The organism is Streptomyces sp. CA2R106 (genome assembly GCF_037034245.1).
Lineage (GTDB): Bacteria > Actinomycetota > Actinomycetes > Streptomycetales > Streptomycetaceae > Actinacidiphila.
Genome location: NZ_JBAGKC010000015.1, coordinates 24579 through 41303, shown reverse-complemented (window position 1 = coordinate 41303; position 16725 = coordinate 24579). Strand labels below are relative to the sequence as shown.

Genomic DNA, 16725 nt, shown 5'->3' with positions numbered 1-16725 from the left:
GGGCGCACAGGGGAAGGCGCAGACCCGGGCGAGGGCGATGACCCGGGCGAAGGTGAGGACCCGGGCGGAGACGAAGGCGAGGGCGAGCGGTGATCTGGCGGCGCGGCGAACTCCCGTACGAAGGAAGGCACTTCCCGCGGACCTTGCACGGCAAGCCGCAGGACCCGCTGCGGCCGGCCCGGCTGGCGCGCGCCCTGCTCAAGGCGGCCGGGAAGGACGAGCGGGCGAACCGGCGGCAGCCGGACCGGTCGAAGGGCGGCGCGCCGCCCTTCGACCACTGCGCGGCGCTCGTGGCCCGGCTGCCCGCGCACGAACGGCGCCGTGTCGCCCTGCGGTTGCAGCAGGAGCGCGGCGGGCTGGGCGCGGCCGACGCCGAGTGGTACGTCGGCCAGGCGCTCGCGGCGGCGCAGTGCGGGTGGCGGCCCGCGCAGGTGCACGAGCTGTTCCGCGCCGCGTTGTCCGGCACCCTCCAGGGACCGCGGCCGGCGGGCACCTGGACGGACGGCGAGCGCTCCCTCCAACTGCCGCTGGCCGCACTGGAGGAGCTGCCCGAGCAGGCGCGCGCGCCGTTCGTGTCGTATCTGCGCACCGCGCTCACCGTGCGGATGGGCTGCCGCACCGCGGCCTGGACCCCGGGTGAGGGACGCCGGCCCGCCGACGGCCGCGCGCCGGACGCTCCGGTGTCCGACCCGGCCGCGCCAGGCGCCTTCCTGGACCGGCTGCGGGCCCTGCTCGGCCTGCCCTACGACGTGGACGCCCTCCTGCCGCACGGCGACCCCTTCGCCGCCGCGGCCCGCTGCGAGCTCGGCACCGACCTCTACCGGCCGCCCGCACTCGACCTGCTGGAGCGGCTCGGCCGCGTGACGAGCGTGCGGCCCTCCTACGCCTGGCTCGGCGGCATGGGGGAGTTGCTGCACGACTCGCCCGAAGCCCACCGCACCGTACGGCGGTTGCTGCGGGCCGCCCGTGGCGAGCCCGCCGACTGCGAGCACGCCGCACCGCTCCACCGCGGGCTGATCGGCGAGCGCACCGGGTGGCTGCTGGCCGGGCTCGCCTGGGCCGCGTGCGTCAGCAACGACCCGGAGGCCGTACGGGAGTTGGGGGAGGCCCTGCTCGCGGTGGACCGCGGGCCGAGCGGCGCGGGCCCCGCGCTCTTCCTGCGCGGGGGCCTGGCCGCACTCGCCGCGCTGGCCCGCGACCCGGCGCCCGGCCGGCACCGCCGCCTGCTGACGGGCGCGCCCGCCTCGGCGGTCCGCGCCGCCACCGAGGCCAAGGCCCGCCTCGCGCACCTGCCGCCGGCCGACGGCCGCCGCACGCTCCAGGTGCCGGCCGGCCCGTACACCGCGGTCTTCCGGGTCCGCGCCGACGGGGACGTGCGGCTGGAGTTCCGCAACCCGCACGGCCGCCACCTGGCCCATCCCCCGTCGAAGATCCGCCACGGCGACCCGGCGCTGCACACCGCCTTGCAGACCCAACTCGCCGCCCTGCGCGCCGACATGGCCGCCCACCTGGGCCTGCTCGCCGAGCTGCGGCACGCCGACCCCGGCCGGCCCGCGGCCCGCTGGATCGCCGCCCACCTCGACGACCCGCTCTTCGAACCGCTCACCCGCGCGCTGGTCTGGCAGGCCGACACCCCCAACGGCCCCGTCGTCGGCATGCCGGTACGGCGCAAGAGCTCCACCGGGTGGGTGCTGCGGGATCTGCGCGGCCGCGTCCACGAACTCCCCGGCGACCTCACCGTCCGCCTCTGGGACCCCGCGTGCGCCGACGCGGCCGAGACCGCCGCCTGGACCCGGGCGGCGACCCGCCGCGCCCTCCTCCAGCCCGTCCCCCAACTCCCCCCGCACCCCTGACCCTTCGCCCCTCCCGCCGAACGCCCACCGCGGTACGGCCCGCAGCGCCGCGTCGGTCACCACCAGCCGCCGCGCGAACACCGGCGTCGGCCGCCGGAACACTCGGTCGGCCGGCCGCGCACGATACGGTCCGGGCAGCACCCGCTCCGGTCCGGCGGAAGCCATGCGGGTCAGCCTCGTGCCTCAAGCGGACTTCACGTCAAGTGCCGCCGCAGGTACCGGGGGAGCGGCGGGCTTTCACCGGAGGCGCGGGAAAGTTTTTGTTATCGGGGGCGGGCGGCGGCGGTCTCCTGTGGTGCGGGCACCCAGCCCGTTCCAACGACGGAACACCGGACCAGCGGAACAGCAGAACGGCGGAACGCATGCGTGCAGGCGATCGGAGCGGGCCCGACCCGGCGATGGTGTCCGCGGCGCGGGACGGGGACGAGCGGGCGCTGGAGCGGCTCGTGGCGCAGTGCCTGCCGCTGGTCTACAACATCGTCGGCCGGGCGCTGGACGGCCACGACGACGTGGACGACGTGGTGCAGGAGACGCTGCTGCGGGTGGTGCGGGGCCTGGCGGACCTGCGCGACCCGGCGGCCTTCCGGTCCTGGCTGGTGGCGATCGCGGTGCGGCAGGTGCGCGACCGGGAGCAGGCCAGGAAGGCGTCCTGGCACCAGCGGACCGACCTGGACGCGGCCGAGCTAGTGGCCGACCCCGCCTCGGACTTCGCGTCGGTGACGATCCTGCGGCTGGGCCTGACCGACCAGCGCCGGGAGATCGCCGAGGCGACCCGCTGGCTGGACCACGACGACCGTACGCTGCTGGCGCTGTGGTGGCTGGAGGAGACCGGCGACATCGGCCGGGCCGAACTGGCCGACGCGCTCGGGCTCACCCGGCAGCACGCCGCGGTGAAGGTCCAGCGGATGAAGGAGCAACTGGAGACCTCGCGGATCGTGGTGCGGGCGCTGGGCGCGGCCGAACCCTGCCCGGACCTGCGCGAGATGACCGGCTCCTGGGACGGCGTGCCGAGCCCGCTGTGGCGCAAGCGGTTCGCCCGGCACATCCGGCGCTGCCCGGTGTGCGGGCGGCCCGGCTCCGCGCTGCTGCCGATGGAGCGCCTGCTCAGCGGGCTGCCGCTGCTGCCGCTGCCGGTCTCGCTCGCCGCTGTGCACGCCGGCCCGCCGCCGCTGCCCGCAACAGCACCCGCGGCCCCATCGACCCCCGCGACCCCTGAACCCCCCACACCCCCCACCCAGCGCACCGCTCCGCACCCCCACCCCCCACAGCGGAGCGGTGCGCACCGGGGAGCCCACCGGCTGCGGCCGCGCCTGCTGCACGGGCCCGTCGCCGTCCCGGCCGCCGCCGTCACCGCGGTCGCGGCCGTCGCGGCGGGCGCCCTGCTCGCGGTGCACCTGGCCACCGACCCGGCGGCGCCCGCCGCCCACGCCGCGCCCGCCCCTGCCGCCACCACGGCGCGGGCCACCGCGACCCGCACCCCCACCACCTCCGCACCGACCACGCCGCCGAAGGCGACCCCCACGACCACCGCCCCCGCCACCCGCACCCCCACCCCGAAGGCCGCCACCCGCGCCCCGGTCCCCGCGGCGCCGCCCGCCGCGCCCGCCACGTCCACCCGCAAGGGCGTGGGCGTGTGGACCTTCGACGGTGTCGACACCGCGCTCGCCCGGTCCGGCGCGAGCTGGTACTACACCTGGTCCACCGCCCACGACGGGATCAGCGGCCCCGGCTTCGTCCCGATGATCTGGGGCGCGGACAGCGCGACCTCCACGGCGCTGGCGCAGGCGAAGGCGGCCGGACCCTACCTGCTGGGCTTCAACGAACCCGACATGTCAGGCCAGTCGAACATGACCGTCGACCAGGCCCTGGCGCTGTGGCCGAAGCTGGAGTCCGCCGGGAAGGTGCTCGGCAGCCCGGCGGTCGCCTACGGCGCGGACACCGCCGGCGGCTGGCTGGACCGCTTCATGACCGGCGCGCGGCAGAAGGGCTACCGCGTCGACTTCATCACCCTGCACTGGTACGGCGGGGACTTCACCACGCCCGACGCCGTCGCCCAGCTGAAGTCCTACCTCCAGGCCGTCCACGACCGCTACCACAAGCCGATCTGGCTCACCGAGTTCGCGCTCACCGACTTCTCCGGCGGCAGCGCGCGCTACCCGAGCGACCAGCAGCAGGCCGCCTTCCTGACCGCCGCCACGACCATGCTCGACGGCCTGCCCTACCTCCAGCGCTACGCCTGGTTCGGCCTGCCGGCCAAGGACGGCGCCCCCAGCACCGGCCTGTTCCACACCGGCCCCGTCATCACCGACGAGGGCCGGGCGTTCCAGCGCGCCCGCTGACCCCGCCCCGCCGCTGACCCCTCCGCGCATCCGGCCCGCCCCGAGGGGTTCCTGTGCGCTGCCTATTGTGCGGCCATGAAGCCGCTCTTATTGTTCGACTCCGGTTGGTTCTGTTGGGAGTTGACTCTTCCGAGAGCGTGGAGGCCGCAGTGCGAAGTCACCCGGGCGACGCAGGTTCCGGCAGATCAGGGCGGCGCAGGACAGGGCGCTGGTGGGCCGGGCTCGCCGCGGCCATGGCGATCGCCCTGTCCGCGGGCACCACCGCACCCGCCATGGCGGCGGGAGCCGCGCACACGGCCGCCGCCGCGAGCGCCGACCGCGCCGGCGCCGTACCCGCTGCTGCCAAGGGCGCCGCGGCGACACCCCACACCGTCACCTTCGACGGCTACTCCTTCCTCGTCGACGGCACCCGCACCTACCTGTGGTCCGGCGAGTTCCACTACTTCCGGCTGCCCAGCCCCGACCTGTGGCTGGACATCTTCCAGAAGATGAAGGCCGCCGGGTTCAACGCCACCTCCCTGTACTTCGACTGGGGCTACCACTCGCCCGCGCCGGGCGTGTACGACTTCACCGGCGTGCGGGACGTCGACAAGCTGCTCGACATGGCGCAGCAGGCCGGCCTGTACGTGATCGCCCGCCCGGCGCCGTACATCAACGCCGAGGTCGACGGCGGCGGGCTGCCCGGCTGGCTGACCACCAAGGACGAGAAGAACCGCACCGACGACCCGCAGTTCCTGAAGTACGCCGACGAGTGGCTGACGCAGATCGACCGCATCCTCGCCCGGCACCAGCTCACCAACGGCACCGGCACGGTGATCGCGTACCAGGTCGAGAACGAGTACTACGACGGCTCCGCGACGGCCCGCGCCTACATGCAGCACCTGGAGGACAAGGCCCGCGCCGACGGCATCACGGTGCCGCTCACCGGCAACAACAACGGCACCTTCAACTCCGGGACCGGCGCCCTGGACGTGGACGGCCCCGACTCCTACCCGCAGGGCTTCAACTGCTCCAACCCGGCGAAGTGGAACGGCGTCCCCGACATCAGCTACGACCACCCGGCCGGAAAGCCCCTCTACACCCCGGAGTTCCAGGGCGGCGCCTTCGACCCGTGGGGCGGCCCGGGCTACGACAAGTGCGCCCAGCTCATCGACGACAAGTTCGCCGACGTGTTCTACAAGCAGAACATCGCCGTCGGCGCCACCGCCCAGAGCTTCTACATGACCTACGGCGGCACCAACTGGGGCTGGCTCGGCGAACCGGAGAACTACACCTCCTACGACTACGGCGCCGCGATCCGCGAGACCCGCCAGCTCGACCCGAAGTACGACGAGGACAAGCTCATCGGGTACTTCACCCAGTCCGTGGCCCCGCTGACGAAGACCGACCCGATCAAGGCCGCACCACCGGACGACACCTCGGTCGTGGACACCGCCCGGCGCAACCCCGACACCGGCACCCAGTTCCATGTGCTGCGGCACGCCGACTCCACGTCCACCGCCGTCGACACCACGCACATCGCGCTGGACTTCAACGCCAAGCCCGTCACGGACACCAGCTACACCTGGGACGACCCCGACTCCGCACTCCAGTACACCGGCAGCTGGTCGCACGCGGCGAACCAGAGCTACACCGGCGGCGACTACAAGAACACCGAGACGTTCTCCCGCACCGCCGGCGACTCGGTCACCGTGCCCTTCGACGGCACCGCGGTCCGCTGGATCGGGTCGAAGACCGACAACCACGGCTACGCCGACGTCTACCTCGACGGCGCCAAGGTCGCGACCGTCGACGACTCCGGCAGCGAGAACCAGGCGGTGGTCTTCCAGAAGACGGGACTGGCCGCCGGCGCGCACACGCTGAAGATCGTGGTGGCCGGCGGCCACGCCGCGGGCTCCACCGACGACTTCGTCTCCATCGACGCCATCGACGTGCCCACCGCCGCCACCGCCGTGCCGACCTACCCGGTGGTCCCGCAGCAGCCCGGCACCGCGATCACCCTGGACGGCCGCGACTCGCACGTCATCGTCGCCGACTACCAGCTCGGCGACTCCCGGCTCCAGTACTCCACCTCCGAGATCATGACCACCGCGACCATCGGCGGCCGGGACGTCTCGGTGCTGTACGGCGACGCCGGCAGCGACGGCGAGACGGTGCTGCGCTACACCTCCCGGCCGACCGTGACCAGCACCGGCGGCAAGGTCACCACGACCTGGGACGCCGCCACCGGTGACCTGCGGCTGAACTACACGCACCAGGGCCTGATCCGGATCGGCATCAGCGGCGGCGGCTCCCGGCCGAGCCTGCTGCTCGTCGGCGACAAGCCGACCGCGGAGACCTTCTGGCGGCAGGACACTGCCACCGGGCCGGTCCTGGTCCGCGGCAGCCACCTGCTGCGCACCGCGACCAGCCAGGACGGCGGCCGCACGGTCGCCCTGACCGGCGACAACGGCGACGACAAGGACATCGAGGTCTTCACCTCCGCCGACCGCGTCACCTGGAACGGCCGCCCGCTGGGCGGCGCCACGGCCACCGCGGGCGCCGCCGGCCGCAGCGGCACCATCCCCGTCGCGGCCCCGGTGAAGCTGCCGGCGCTGACCAACTGGAAGCACGCCGAGGAGTCCCCGGAGTCGGCGCCCGGCTTCGACGACTCCAGCTGGCAGACGGCCGACAAGTCGACCACCACCAGCTCCTCCGGTATCACCTCGCTCCCGGTGCTCTACGCCGACGACTACGGCTTCCACACCGGCAACACCTGGTACCGCGGCCGGTTCCACACCGCCGACGGCGAGAAGGGCATCCACCTGGTCTCCGACTCCGGCGGCGGGGCGCAGGCGTTCTCCGCCTGGCTCAACGGCACCTTCCTCGGCAGCTCCACCACCGGCAGCGCCGACTTCACCTTCCCGGCCGGGGCGCTGAAACCCACCGGCGACAACGTCGTGTCCGTGCTGACGGTGAACATGGGCCACGAGGAGGACTACAACTCGTCCAACGGCAACAAGTCCGCGCGCGGCCTGACCAGCGCCGCCCTCATCGGCGCGCCGCTGACCCCCGTCACCTGGCGGCTCCAGGGCGTGCGGGGCGGGGAGGACCTGATCGACCCGGTGCGCGGCACCCTGTCGACCGGCGGCCTCTACGGCGAGCGGGCCGGCTGGTCGCTGCCGGGCTACCCGGACGCGTCGTGGTCGAACACCACCCTGCCGGCGACCGACACCCGGCCCGGCGTCTCCTGGTACCGCACCGACGCCCGGCTGAACCTGCCCAAGGGCCAGGACACCTCGCTCGGGCTGACCTTCACCGACGACCCGTCGCGCAAGTACCGCGCCACGATCTTCGTCAACGGCTGGCAGGTCGGCAACTACGTCAACTACCTCGGCCCGCAGCACTCGTTCCCGGTGCCGAACGGCATCCTGAACCCCGACGGCGACAACTCCATCGCCATCGCGGTGTGGAACCTGGACGGCAGCACCGGCGGCCTGGGCAAGGTCGCGCTCACCGACTACGGCAGCTACGCCTCGTCGCTGAAGGTCCGGCAGAACACCAGCCCCGGCTACGACCCGGCGAAGTACGCGATGCCGGCCTCCCCCGGCCTCACCACCGCGCTCGACGTGCCCGACGACGTGAAGTCCGGTACGGCGTTCACCGCCACCACGACGGTGCGCGTGCCGGCCGGGCAGCCGGCGGCCACGGGCCTCACCGCCTCGCTGGGTGTGCCCGACGGGTGGAGCGCGACGGCCGTCGGCGCCGGGGCGCCCGCGCGCCTCGCGCCGGGCCGGTCGGCGACCGTCACCTGGCAGGTCCGGCCGCCGGACGGCACCCTGCCGTCCGCCGCGGTGCTCACCGCCACCACGCACTACGTCCAGCGCGGACGCAAGGCGGCCAGTTCCGACGAGCGGGTCGTCGCCGCGGTCCCGGCGGCCCCGCCGGCCGGGACGAGCGCCGTGAGCGACCTGGTGTTCCTGTCGTCCACCAACGGCTGGGGGCCGGTGGAGCGCGACACCAGCGTCGGCGAGCAGGCGGCCAGGGACGGCCGTCCGATCAGCATCGACGGCGTCGCCTCCGCCAAGGGCCTGGGCACCAACGCGGTCAGCGACGTGCAGCTCTACCTCGCCGGCCGCTGCACCCGCCTCACCGCGGACGTCGGGGTCGACGACGAGACGGGCGGGGCGGGCACGGTCACCTTCTCGGTGGTCGCCGACGGGAAGACCCTGGTCACCACGCCGACCCTGCGCGGAAAGCAGGCAGCCGTGCCGATCGACGTGGACGTCACCGGCGCCGAAGTGGTCGACCTGGTGGTGGGCGACGCCGGCGACGGGAACGGCAACGACCACGGCGACTGGGCGGCGCCGACCCTGACCTGCACCTGATCTGGGCCCGGCCCCTCGGCCCGGCCCGCCCAGGGCCGGGCCCGGGGGTGCCGGGTCAGGCGGGGGAGACGGGGCGGGTGCCGCGGGCGGAGTGCGGCGCCGTGCGCGGCCCGGTCGGGTCGGGCGCGCCCCAGGAGGCCGGAGGCCGCGCGGTGAGGACCGGGTCGATCGTGACGTGCCGGGCGCCGAGCGGCTCGGCCAGGCGGCGCAGCGCGGACTCCGAGAGCCGAATCCAGGGCTGGGTCGGCCCGAGGACCGAGCGCAGCCGCCGGTCGGTGGTGAAGGCGACCGCGGTGCGGGTGCCGAAGGGCGTACGCCACAGCCGTACGACGTCGCCGGCCGGACCGCGCCGGATCGGTACGTAGAGCGCTCGGCCGGTCGCCCCGTCGGACTCCTCGGCGCCACCGGCGACGGACGGCTGGTGCTGGCTCACGTGCATGGCTTCACGGTAACCCGGCGCGGCCGCCGCGTCCCCGCCGGACCGGCGGGCGCGGGCGGCGCGGACGGGCGGCAGGGTGGAGCCGGACAGGTGTACGGTCCGGGGCCCCCACGGCCGGTGACCAGGCAGGAACCCGCCGGCGTCGGCCGCCCGTGGCCGCCCCGGTGGGCGGCGGCGGTCCGAACGGGTGAACTGCGCGGCTCGGCGGTGACCGGCCGGACGTGCGCAACGTCACTGCCGGAGCGTCCGGACCGTCCGTCCCGCGGGCTGCCGGACGCCGGATCGGCCGGGGCAACACCGCGGTCCGGCAACGTATTTGACGGCGGCGCAGGCACCTCATTAGGGTGCTGGCGTTACGAGTGGACGCTCGTAAGTGGACTGGCGGCAGTGCGGGCACGGCCCGCCCGCACCTGCGGCCGAGCGGTCTCCCGGCTCTCGTGGTGCCGTCACACCCCGTACGTGGCAGCCCCCGGAGCCGGACGTGGCGGGCGCCTGCTCAGCGCCGTACGCCGGGATCGCTCCTATGGATACGGCCCCGCCCCGCCTCTACGTGAGGCAGGGGCGGGGCCGTAGCCGTATGAGCAGGCCACCGCCCCGGCGGTGCGCACGGGGGTGCCGCACGGGCGGGGCGGTGGTCGGCGTCGGGGGGCTCGGCGGCCGGGTGTCCCGTCCCCACGATGACCCGGTCGTCGGCCCCCCGGCTTCCCCGGCTGCTTCCGCTCGGTTCGCGCCGGGGTGTCGGGGGTGCCGCGGCTACATGTGCACGGCCACGGCGTCGCCTTCGGTCGACAGGTCCGCGCGGCCGCTGCGGAACATCAGCGCCGCGAGCACGGTGCCGGCCGCGAAGAACGCCGCGGACCACCAGTAGGCCGTCGAGTAGCTGTGCAGCTGGGCGTGGGCCAGGACCAGGTTGCTCGGCGGGTTGCTGGTCGCGTGGTCCGTGACGTAGGCGGTCGCGGCGCTGGCGGCCAGCGTGTTCAGCAGCGCGGTGCCGATCGAGCCGCCGACCTGCTGCATGGTGTTGACCGCCGCGGAGGCGACACCGGCGTCGTCGGCGCGCACTCCGGAGGTGGCCACGCTCATCACGGTCGGCATCGCCAGGCCGATACCGAAGCCGATCACGATCAGCGGCGGCAGGACGTTCGCCGCGTAGGTGCTGCTCAGGTCGAGCTGGGTGAGCCAGGCCATGCCGACCGCGCCCAGGGCCATGCCCACCGGCACGATCGGCCGCGGGCCGAACTTCGGCAGCAGCGTGTTCGTCGCGAGCTGGGCGGCGACCATCAGCGAGCCGATCATCGGCAGGAAGCCCAGACCGGTCTTCACCGGGGTGTAGTGCAGCGACAGCTGGAGGTAGTAGGTCAGGAAGAGGAAGACGCCGAACATCCCGATACCGGCGATACCGAGGATGGCGAACGACGCGCCGCGGTTGCGGTCGAGCACCACGCGCAGCGGCAGCAGCGGGTGCGCGGCGCGGGTCTGCGACCAGCTGAAGGCGGCCAGCAGCACCACGCCCAGGGCGAGGAAGCCCCAGGTCAGCGGGGAGCCCCAGTCGTGGCTGTCGGCGTTGGAGAAGCCGTAGACGACGCTGAACAGGCCGGTGGTGACCAGGACGGTGCCGGGCACGTCCAGCCGCGGGCGGATCGCCGGGGCGCCCTTGCGGAGCAGCGCCATGCCGCCGAAGAAGGCGACGACGGCGAAGATCAGGTTGACGTAGAGCGTCCAGCGCCAGCTGAGGTGCTCGGTGAGCACACCGCCGAGCAGCAGGCCGATGCCGCCGCCCGCGCCGGCGATGGCGCCGTAGATGCCGAACGCCTTGGCGCGCTCCTTGGCGTCGGTGAACGTGGTGTTCAGCAGGGCCAGGGCGGCCGGGGCGAGCAGGGCGCCGAACAGGCCCTGGAGGGCGCGGCCGCTGACCAGCACCGCGAAGTTCGGGGCGGCGCCGGCCAGTGCGGAGGCGGCGGCGAAGCCGACGACACCGGTGAGGAAGACGATCTTCCGGCCGATCAGGTCCGCGAGCCGGCCGCCGAGCAGCAGCAGGCTGCCGAAGGACAGCGAGTAGGCGGTGACGATCCACTGGCGGTTGCCGTCGCTGAAGTGGAGCGCCTCCTGCGCGGAGGGCAGCGCGATGTTGACGACGGTCGCGTCGAGCACCACCATGAGCTGCGCGATCGCGATCACCGCGAGGACCCACCAGCGGTGTGACGAGGGTGCCCCTGGAGTCGGCTTGTCCAGGGCGACCGGGCTGCCCGGTGCCGGGTCGCCGACGTTCAGGTCGGCCGGGGAATGAGTCGACATGGCAAGTGACTCCTGGAAGAGGGACGGGCGGCGAACCGCGAGGAGGAACGAAACGGTTTCGTACTCTGACGTACTCGATCGACCGTACGACGCGAAATATCGAAACGCAAACGTTTCGCTGCCTGCCGGGGTGTGCGACTGCTCACAGCTTCCCGGCTCAACCCCGGCCCGGAGCCGCGGCGTCTGACTGTCAGCGCGCTGTGTGTTCCGCCGGGCCCCGGGCTCGCCACCGGGCCCTGGGCGCGGCTCTGCGGCGTACGGCTCAGGAGTCCGCGCGGCCGGTCGCCGCGACCGCCACGCCCAGCCCGATCATCGCCAGGCCCCCGGTGCCGCCGATGGCCGCCATGCGGCGCGGCGAGCGGGCGAACCAGGTGCGGGCCGCCGACGCGGTCAGCGCCCACGCGCTGTCGCAGACCAGGGCGAGCACGGTGAAGACCAGCCCGAGCAGCAGCATCTGCTCGTGCACGCCGCCCGCCTCCCGGTTCACGAACTGCGGGAGCACAGCGGCGAAGAAGATGCAGGTCTTCGGGTTCGTCACCCCCACGACGAAGCCCTCCCACAGGGTGCGCGCGTCACTGCGGGCCCGCCCCGGCGCCTTCGCCGCACCGGCCTGCACACCGGCAGCCGCGCCCGGGTCCGGCTCCGCGCCCGCCTGCGGGACGGCCGTCGCCGTCGCCAGGTCCGCGCGGTGGCGCCACGCCTTGACGCCCAGGAAGACCAGGTAGACCGCGCCCACCAGCTTCACGCCCGTGAAGACCGCCGCCGAGGTCGCCATCACCTCGCCCAGGCCCAGCGACACGGCCGCCGCCAGCAGGTACGCGCCGATCGCGTTGCCCACGACGCTGCCGAGCGCGGTGCGGCGGCCGTGCGCCAGCGCCCGGCCGAGGACGAACAGCACGCTGGGGCCGGGGATCAGCACCAGCACCAGGGATATCCCGGCGAAGCCGAGCAGACGGTCGACGGACACGGCGAACTCCATTCAGGGCAGGGGCCTTCCGCGTGAGCGTAGGCCGTCCGCGGCGCCGCGTCCGGTGGGTTTTCGGGGTCGCGGCCGCCCGCTTCCCCCGCCGCGGGGGAAGTACGCGCCGCCCTTACGGCAGGAGGCCCGCGCGCCGCGCGGCGACCACCGCTTCCAGGCGGGTGTGCGCGCCCAGTTTGCGCATCGCGGAGCGCAGATAGCTCTTGACGGTCTCCGGCCGCAGCCGCAACCGGGCGGCAGCCGCCGCGTTCGTCGCGCCGGAGGAGATCGCACTGAGGACGTCGAGTTCGCGCGGGGTCAACCGGGGGGCGCCGGGCGCCGGCCCGGTCCGCGCGGCCGGCGGCGCCGCGCCGGCCGCCGCGAGCCGGGTGCACGCGCCCAGCAGCTCGTCCCGCAGGCGCGGGTCCGGCACCTTCCCCGCCAGCGCCCGCAACTCCGCGTGCGCCTCCCGCACTTCCTCCCACGCCCGCGGGTCCGCGGACACCGGCGCCTGCGCGAGGGAGAGCAGCCGCTGCGCCTCGTCCCTTATCACCAGCGCCTGTTCCAGCTCCCGCGCCGCGTCCACCGCCACGTTCAGCGGCCGGTCGCCCAGCGCGAACGGCTGCCGCAGCGCCCCGTAGAGCACCCCGCGCACCCGCCGCTGCACCACGATCGGCACCGCGAGCACCGACCGCAGGCCCTCACTGGCCACCGCCGCGTCGTACTCGTGGCTGATCACCCGCGACTCGCGGTACTCGGTGACCGCGTACGGGCGGCCCATCGCCAGCGTCTTGCCGCCCAGGCCGTTGCCGGTGGTGATCGCGAGGCCGCGCAGCGACTCGGTGGCCGTGCCCGCCAGCTCGCTGATCCGGAACTGCCGCGCCCCGTACCCGGCCGGCAGCCCGCCGCCGCCCGGCACCAGCCCGCCGAACGACACCGGAAGCAGCCCCGACCTGCGCATCCGCAGCAGCGCAGCACGCACCTCGACCGACTCGCCGCGTCCGTTCACCCGCATTCACCCCCTCACCCCCTTACGGGGGTAGTGAGACCCACGTCACTACCCGACGATGCTACTCAGGGGTCCGTCGACGAGGAGGACACATGGCGGCATCGGACGCGACCGGAACCTTCCGGGAGGCCCGGGACTTCCTGCTGCGGCACCGCACGGACTACCGGGCCGCGTACGACGGCTACACCCCACCGCGGCCGGACCGCTTCAACTGGGCGCTGGACTGGTTCGACGAGATCGCCGCCGATCCCGCGCGCGCCGACCGCCCCGCGCTGTGGATCGTCGAGGAGGACGGCAGCCAGGCGCGCACCACGTTCCGCGAGATGTCCGCCCGGACCGACCGGGTGGCGAACTGGCTGCGCGAACGCGGCGTACGCGCCGGCGACCGGGTGCTGGTCATGCTCGGCAACCAGACCGAGCAGTGGGAGACCGCGCTGGCGCTGATGAAGCTGCGGGCGGTCGCCATCCCGGCCACCCCGCTGCTCGGCCCCGCCGACCTGCGCGACCGGATCGACCGCGGCCGGGCCCGGCACGCGGTGGTCCGCGCCGCCGACACCGGCAAGTTCGCCGACGTGCCCGGCGACTACACGCGGATCGCGGTCGGCGGCGCCCCCGAGGGCTGGCACGCCTTCGAGGACGGCTACCGCGCCGACCCGCTCTTCCTGCCCGACGGGCCGACCCGCGGCGACGACCCGCTGATGCTGTACTTCACCTCCGGCACCACCGCCCGGCCCAAGCTCGTCCAGCACACCCACCTGTCGTACCCGGTCGGGCACCTGTCCACCATGTACTGGATCGGGCTGCGCCCGGGCGACGTGCACCTGAACATCTCCTCGCCGGGCTGGGCCAAGCACGCCTGGTCCAGCCTGTTCGCGCCGTGGAACGCCGAGGCGACGGTCTTCGTGCACAACTACACCCGGTTCGACGCGGCCCGGCTGATGGCCGAGATGGACCGGGCCGAGGTGACCAGCTTCTGCGCGCCGCCCACGGTGTGGCGGATGCTCATCCAGGCCGACCTGCGGGCGCTGGCGAACCCGCCGCGGGAGGCCGTCGCGGCCGGCGAACCGCTCAACCCCGAGGTGATCGAACACGTCCGCCGGCTGTGGGGCGTGGTGATCCGGGACGGCTTCGGGCAGACCGAGACCGCCGTGCAGGTCGCCAACCCGCCCGGGCAACTGGTGAAGGCCGGCTCGATGGGCCGGCCCACCCCCGGGTACGCGGTGGCCCTGGTCGACCCGCAGACCGGCGAGCCCGGCGACGACGGCGAGATCTGCCTCGACCTGTCCACCCGCCCGGTCGGCCTGATGACCGGCTACGCGGGCGACGAGGAGCGCACCGCCGAGGCGATGGCCGGCGGCTACTACCACACCGGCGACATCGGCCACCGCGACGCGGACGGCTACATCACGTACGTGGGCCGAAGCGACGACGTCTTCAAGTCCTCGGACTACAAGATCTCGCCGTTCGAGCTGGAGAGCGCGCTGCTGGAGCACGAGGCCGTCGCCGAGGCCGCGGTGGTGCCCGCCCCCGACGACCTGCGGCTGTCGGTGCCCAAGGCGTACGTGGTGCTCGCGGCCGGCTGGGCGGCGGACGGCGAGACCGCCAAGGCGATCTTCGCGCACTCCCGCGCGGTGCTCGCCCCCTACAAACGGGTGCGGCGGCTGGAGTTCGCCGACCTGCCCAAGACCGTCTCGGGCAAGATCCGCCGGATCGAGCTGCGCGAGGCGACCGCACGCGACGGCAGCCGCGAATACCGCGAGGAGGACCACCGGTGAGCGACACCGACACGCCCGTCGCCGACACCACGCCCGCCCAGCCGTCGTACGCCCACGGCACCGGCGGCACACCGCTGCTCGGCGACACGATAGGGCGCAACCTCGACCGGGCGCTGGCCGCGCACCCCGACCGCGACGCGCTGGTGGACGTCGCCGGCGGCCGGCGCTGGACCTACCGCGAGTTCGGCCGCGACGTGGACGCGCTGGCCCGGGGCCTGGCCGCACACGGCGTGGACAAGGGCGACCGGGTCGGCATCTGGGCGGTCAACTGCCCGGAGTGGGTGCTGGTGCAGTACGCCACCGCCCGGCTCGGCGCGATCATGGTGAACATCAACCCCTCCTACCGGCTGCACGAGTTGGCGTTCGTGCTGGGGCAGTCCGGCGTCGAGGTGCTGATCGCCTCCACCGAGTACCGCACCAGCGACTACCGGGCGATGGCCGCCGAAGTCCGCGGCGACTGCCCGCGGTTGCGCGAGGTGGTGCACATCGGCGACCCGGAGTGGGCGGAGCTGATGGCCGCCGGCGCCCACCTGCCCGCCGACTTCCTCGCCGTGCGGGAGGCGTCGCTCAGCTGCGACGAGCCGGTCAACATCCAGTACACCTCCGGCACCACCGGCTTCCCCAAGGGCGCCACCCTCTCCCACCACAACATCCTCAACAACGGCTACTTCGTGGGCGGCACGGTCGGCTACACCGAACAGGACCGGGTCTGCCTGCCGGTGCCCTTCTACCACTGCTTCGGCATGGTGATGGGCAACCTCGGCATCACCTCGCACGCGGCGTGCATCGTGATCCCCGCCCCGGTCTTCGACCCGGCCGCGACGCTGCGCGCGGTCGAACAGGAGCGCTGCACCTCGCTCTACGGGGTACCCACGATGTTCATCGCCGAGCTGGGCCTGCCCGACTTCGCCTCCTACGACCTCAGTTCGCTGCGCACCGGGATCATGGCCGGCTCGCCGTGCCCGACCGAGGTGATGAAGCGGGTGATGTCGGAGATGCACATGGCCGAGGTGTCGATCTGCTACGGCATGACCGAGACCTCGCCGGTGTCCACCCAGACCCGCCGGGACGACGACCTGGAACACCGCACCGAGACGGTCGGCCGGGTACTGCCGCACCTGGAGGTGAAGGTCGTGGACCCTTCCTCGGGCATCACCCTTCCCCGCGGCACCCCGGGTGAGCTGTGCACCCGGGGCTACTCGGTGATGCTCGGGTACTGGGACGAGCCGCAACGCACCGCCGAAGCCGTGGACGAGGGGCGCTGGATGCACACCGGCGACCTCGCGGTGATGCGGGAGGACGGCTACGTCGCCGTCGTGGGCCGGATCAAGGACGTGATCATCCGCGGCGGCGAGAACGTCTACCCGCGCGAGGTCGAGGAGTTCCTCTACACCCACCCGAAGGTCTCCGACGTGCAGGTGGTCGGCGTACCCGACGCGCGCTACGGCGAGGAGGTCCTCGCCTGCGTGATACCGCGCGACCCGGCCGACCCGCCCACCCTCGACGAGATCGCCGGCTTCTGCGCCGGGCGGCTCGCGCACTACAAGGTGCCGCGCCACCTGCGGGTGCTCGACGCGTTCCCGATGACGGTCAGCGGCAAGGTGCGCAAGGTGCAGCTGCGCGAGGAGTTCACCGCGCCCCCGGCGGCGCACCAGTGATACCTCAGCCGCGCCGCGCCGGCCCGGGCCGC

General features: G+C 74.0%; 9 protein-coding genes. 5 read left to right on the top strand and 4 right to left on the bottom strand.

The genetic code is table 11. From position 1 onward, the window contains the following. Positions 1-89: 89 nt before the first annotated feature. From WA788_RS21285 to WA788_RS21275, 3 genes are all read left to right on the top strand, one after another. Positions 90-1853, top strand: a complete 1764-nt coding sequence (locus WA788_RS21285; RefSeq protein ID WP_335979683.1) for a DUF4132 domain-containing protein — start codon at positions 90-92, stop codon at positions 1851-1853. 362 nt (positions 1854-2215) lie between these two features. Continuing rightward, positions 2216-4192 carry a sigma-70 family RNA polymerase sigma factor gene (locus tag WA788_RS21280; RefSeq protein ID WP_335979681.1) on the top strand — a complete coding sequence of 659 codons (1977 nt, stop codon included), beginning with the start codon at positions 2216-2218 and terminating at the stop codon, positions 4190-4192. A 233-nt stretch (positions 4193-4425) separates the two neighbouring features. Next, entirely contained in the window at positions 4426-8559 is a 4134-nt protein-coding gene (locus WA788_RS21275; RefSeq protein ID WP_335979680.1) for a beta-galactosidase, read from the top strand. Positions 8560-8614: 55 nt separating this feature from the next. Here the strand turns inward: WA788_RS21275 and WA788_RS21270 are convergent, their stop codons facing one another. From WA788_RS21270 to WA788_RS21255, 4 genes are all read right to left on the bottom strand, one after another. Then, a complete protein-coding gene (locus WA788_RS21270) occupies positions 8615-8998 on the bottom strand; it encodes an SAV_915 family protein (RefSeq protein WP_335979679.1) in 384 nt (127 codons plus the stop codon). A gap of 753 nt (positions 8999-9751) precedes the next feature. Continuing rightward, positions 9752-11293: an MFS transporter gene (locus tag WA788_RS21265; protein WP_335979677.1), complete on the bottom strand. Its 1542-nt coding sequence runs from the start codon at positions 11291-11293 to the stop codon at positions 9752-9754. 262 nt (positions 11294-11555) lie between these two features. Continuing rightward, positions 11556-12272, bottom strand: a complete 717-nt coding sequence (locus WA788_RS21260) for a LysE family translocator (protein ID WP_335979675.1) — start codon at positions 12270-12272, stop codon at positions 11556-11558. 112 nt (positions 12273-12384) lie between these two features. Further along, positions 12385-13266, bottom strand: a complete 882-nt coding sequence (locus WA788_RS21255; RefSeq protein WP_335979673.1) for a helix-turn-helix transcriptional regulator — start codon at positions 13264-13266, stop codon at positions 12385-12387. Positions 13267-13352: 86 nt separating this feature from the next. Here WA788_RS21255 and WA788_RS21250 point away from each other — a divergent pair, with 86 nt between their 5' ends. Further along, positions 13353-15035, top strand: coding sequence for an AMP-binding protein (locus WA788_RS21250; protein ID WP_335979672.1), 1683 nt, complete (start codon positions 13353-13355; stop codon positions 15033-15035). After that, positions 15032-16693: an AMP-binding protein gene (locus WA788_RS21245; RefSeq protein WP_335979670.1), complete on the top strand. Its 1662-nt coding sequence runs from the start codon at positions 15032-15034 to the stop codon at positions 16691-16693. The genes WA788_RS21250 and WA788_RS21245 overlap by 4 nt, the downstream gene beginning before the upstream one ends. Positions 16694-16725: the final 32 nt, after the last annotated feature.

Bases quoted from the DNA above. Each gene is read 5' to 3' on its own strand.
- WA788_RS21275 (WP_335979680.1), top strand. From the start codon at position 4,426: ATGGCGATCGCCCTGTCCGCGGGCACCACCGCACCCGCCATGGCGGCG.
- WA788_RS21255 (WP_335979673.1), bottom strand. From the start codon at position 13,266: ATGCGGGTGAACGGACGCGGCGAGTCGGTCGAGGTGCGTGCTGCGCTG.
- WA788_RS21270 (WP_335979679.1), bottom strand. From the start codon at position 8,998: ATGCACGTGAGCCAGCACCAGCCGTCCGTCGCCGGTGGCGCCGAGGAG.
- WA788_RS21260 (WP_335979675.1), bottom strand. From the start codon at position 12,272: ATGGAGTTCGCCGTGTCCGTCGACCGTCTGCTCGGCTTCGCCGGGATA.
- WA788_RS21280 (WP_335979681.1), top strand. From the start codon at position 2,216: ATGCGTGCAGGCGATCGGAGCGGGCCCGACCCGGCGATGGTGTCCGCG.
- WA788_RS21265 (WP_335979677.1), bottom strand. From the start codon at position 11,293: ATGTCGACTCATTCCCCGGCCGACCTGAACGTCGGCGACCCGGCACCG.
- WA788_RS21250 (WP_335979672.1), top strand. From the start codon at position 13,353: ATGGCGGCATCGGACGCGACCGGAACCTTCCGGGAGGCCCGGGACTTC.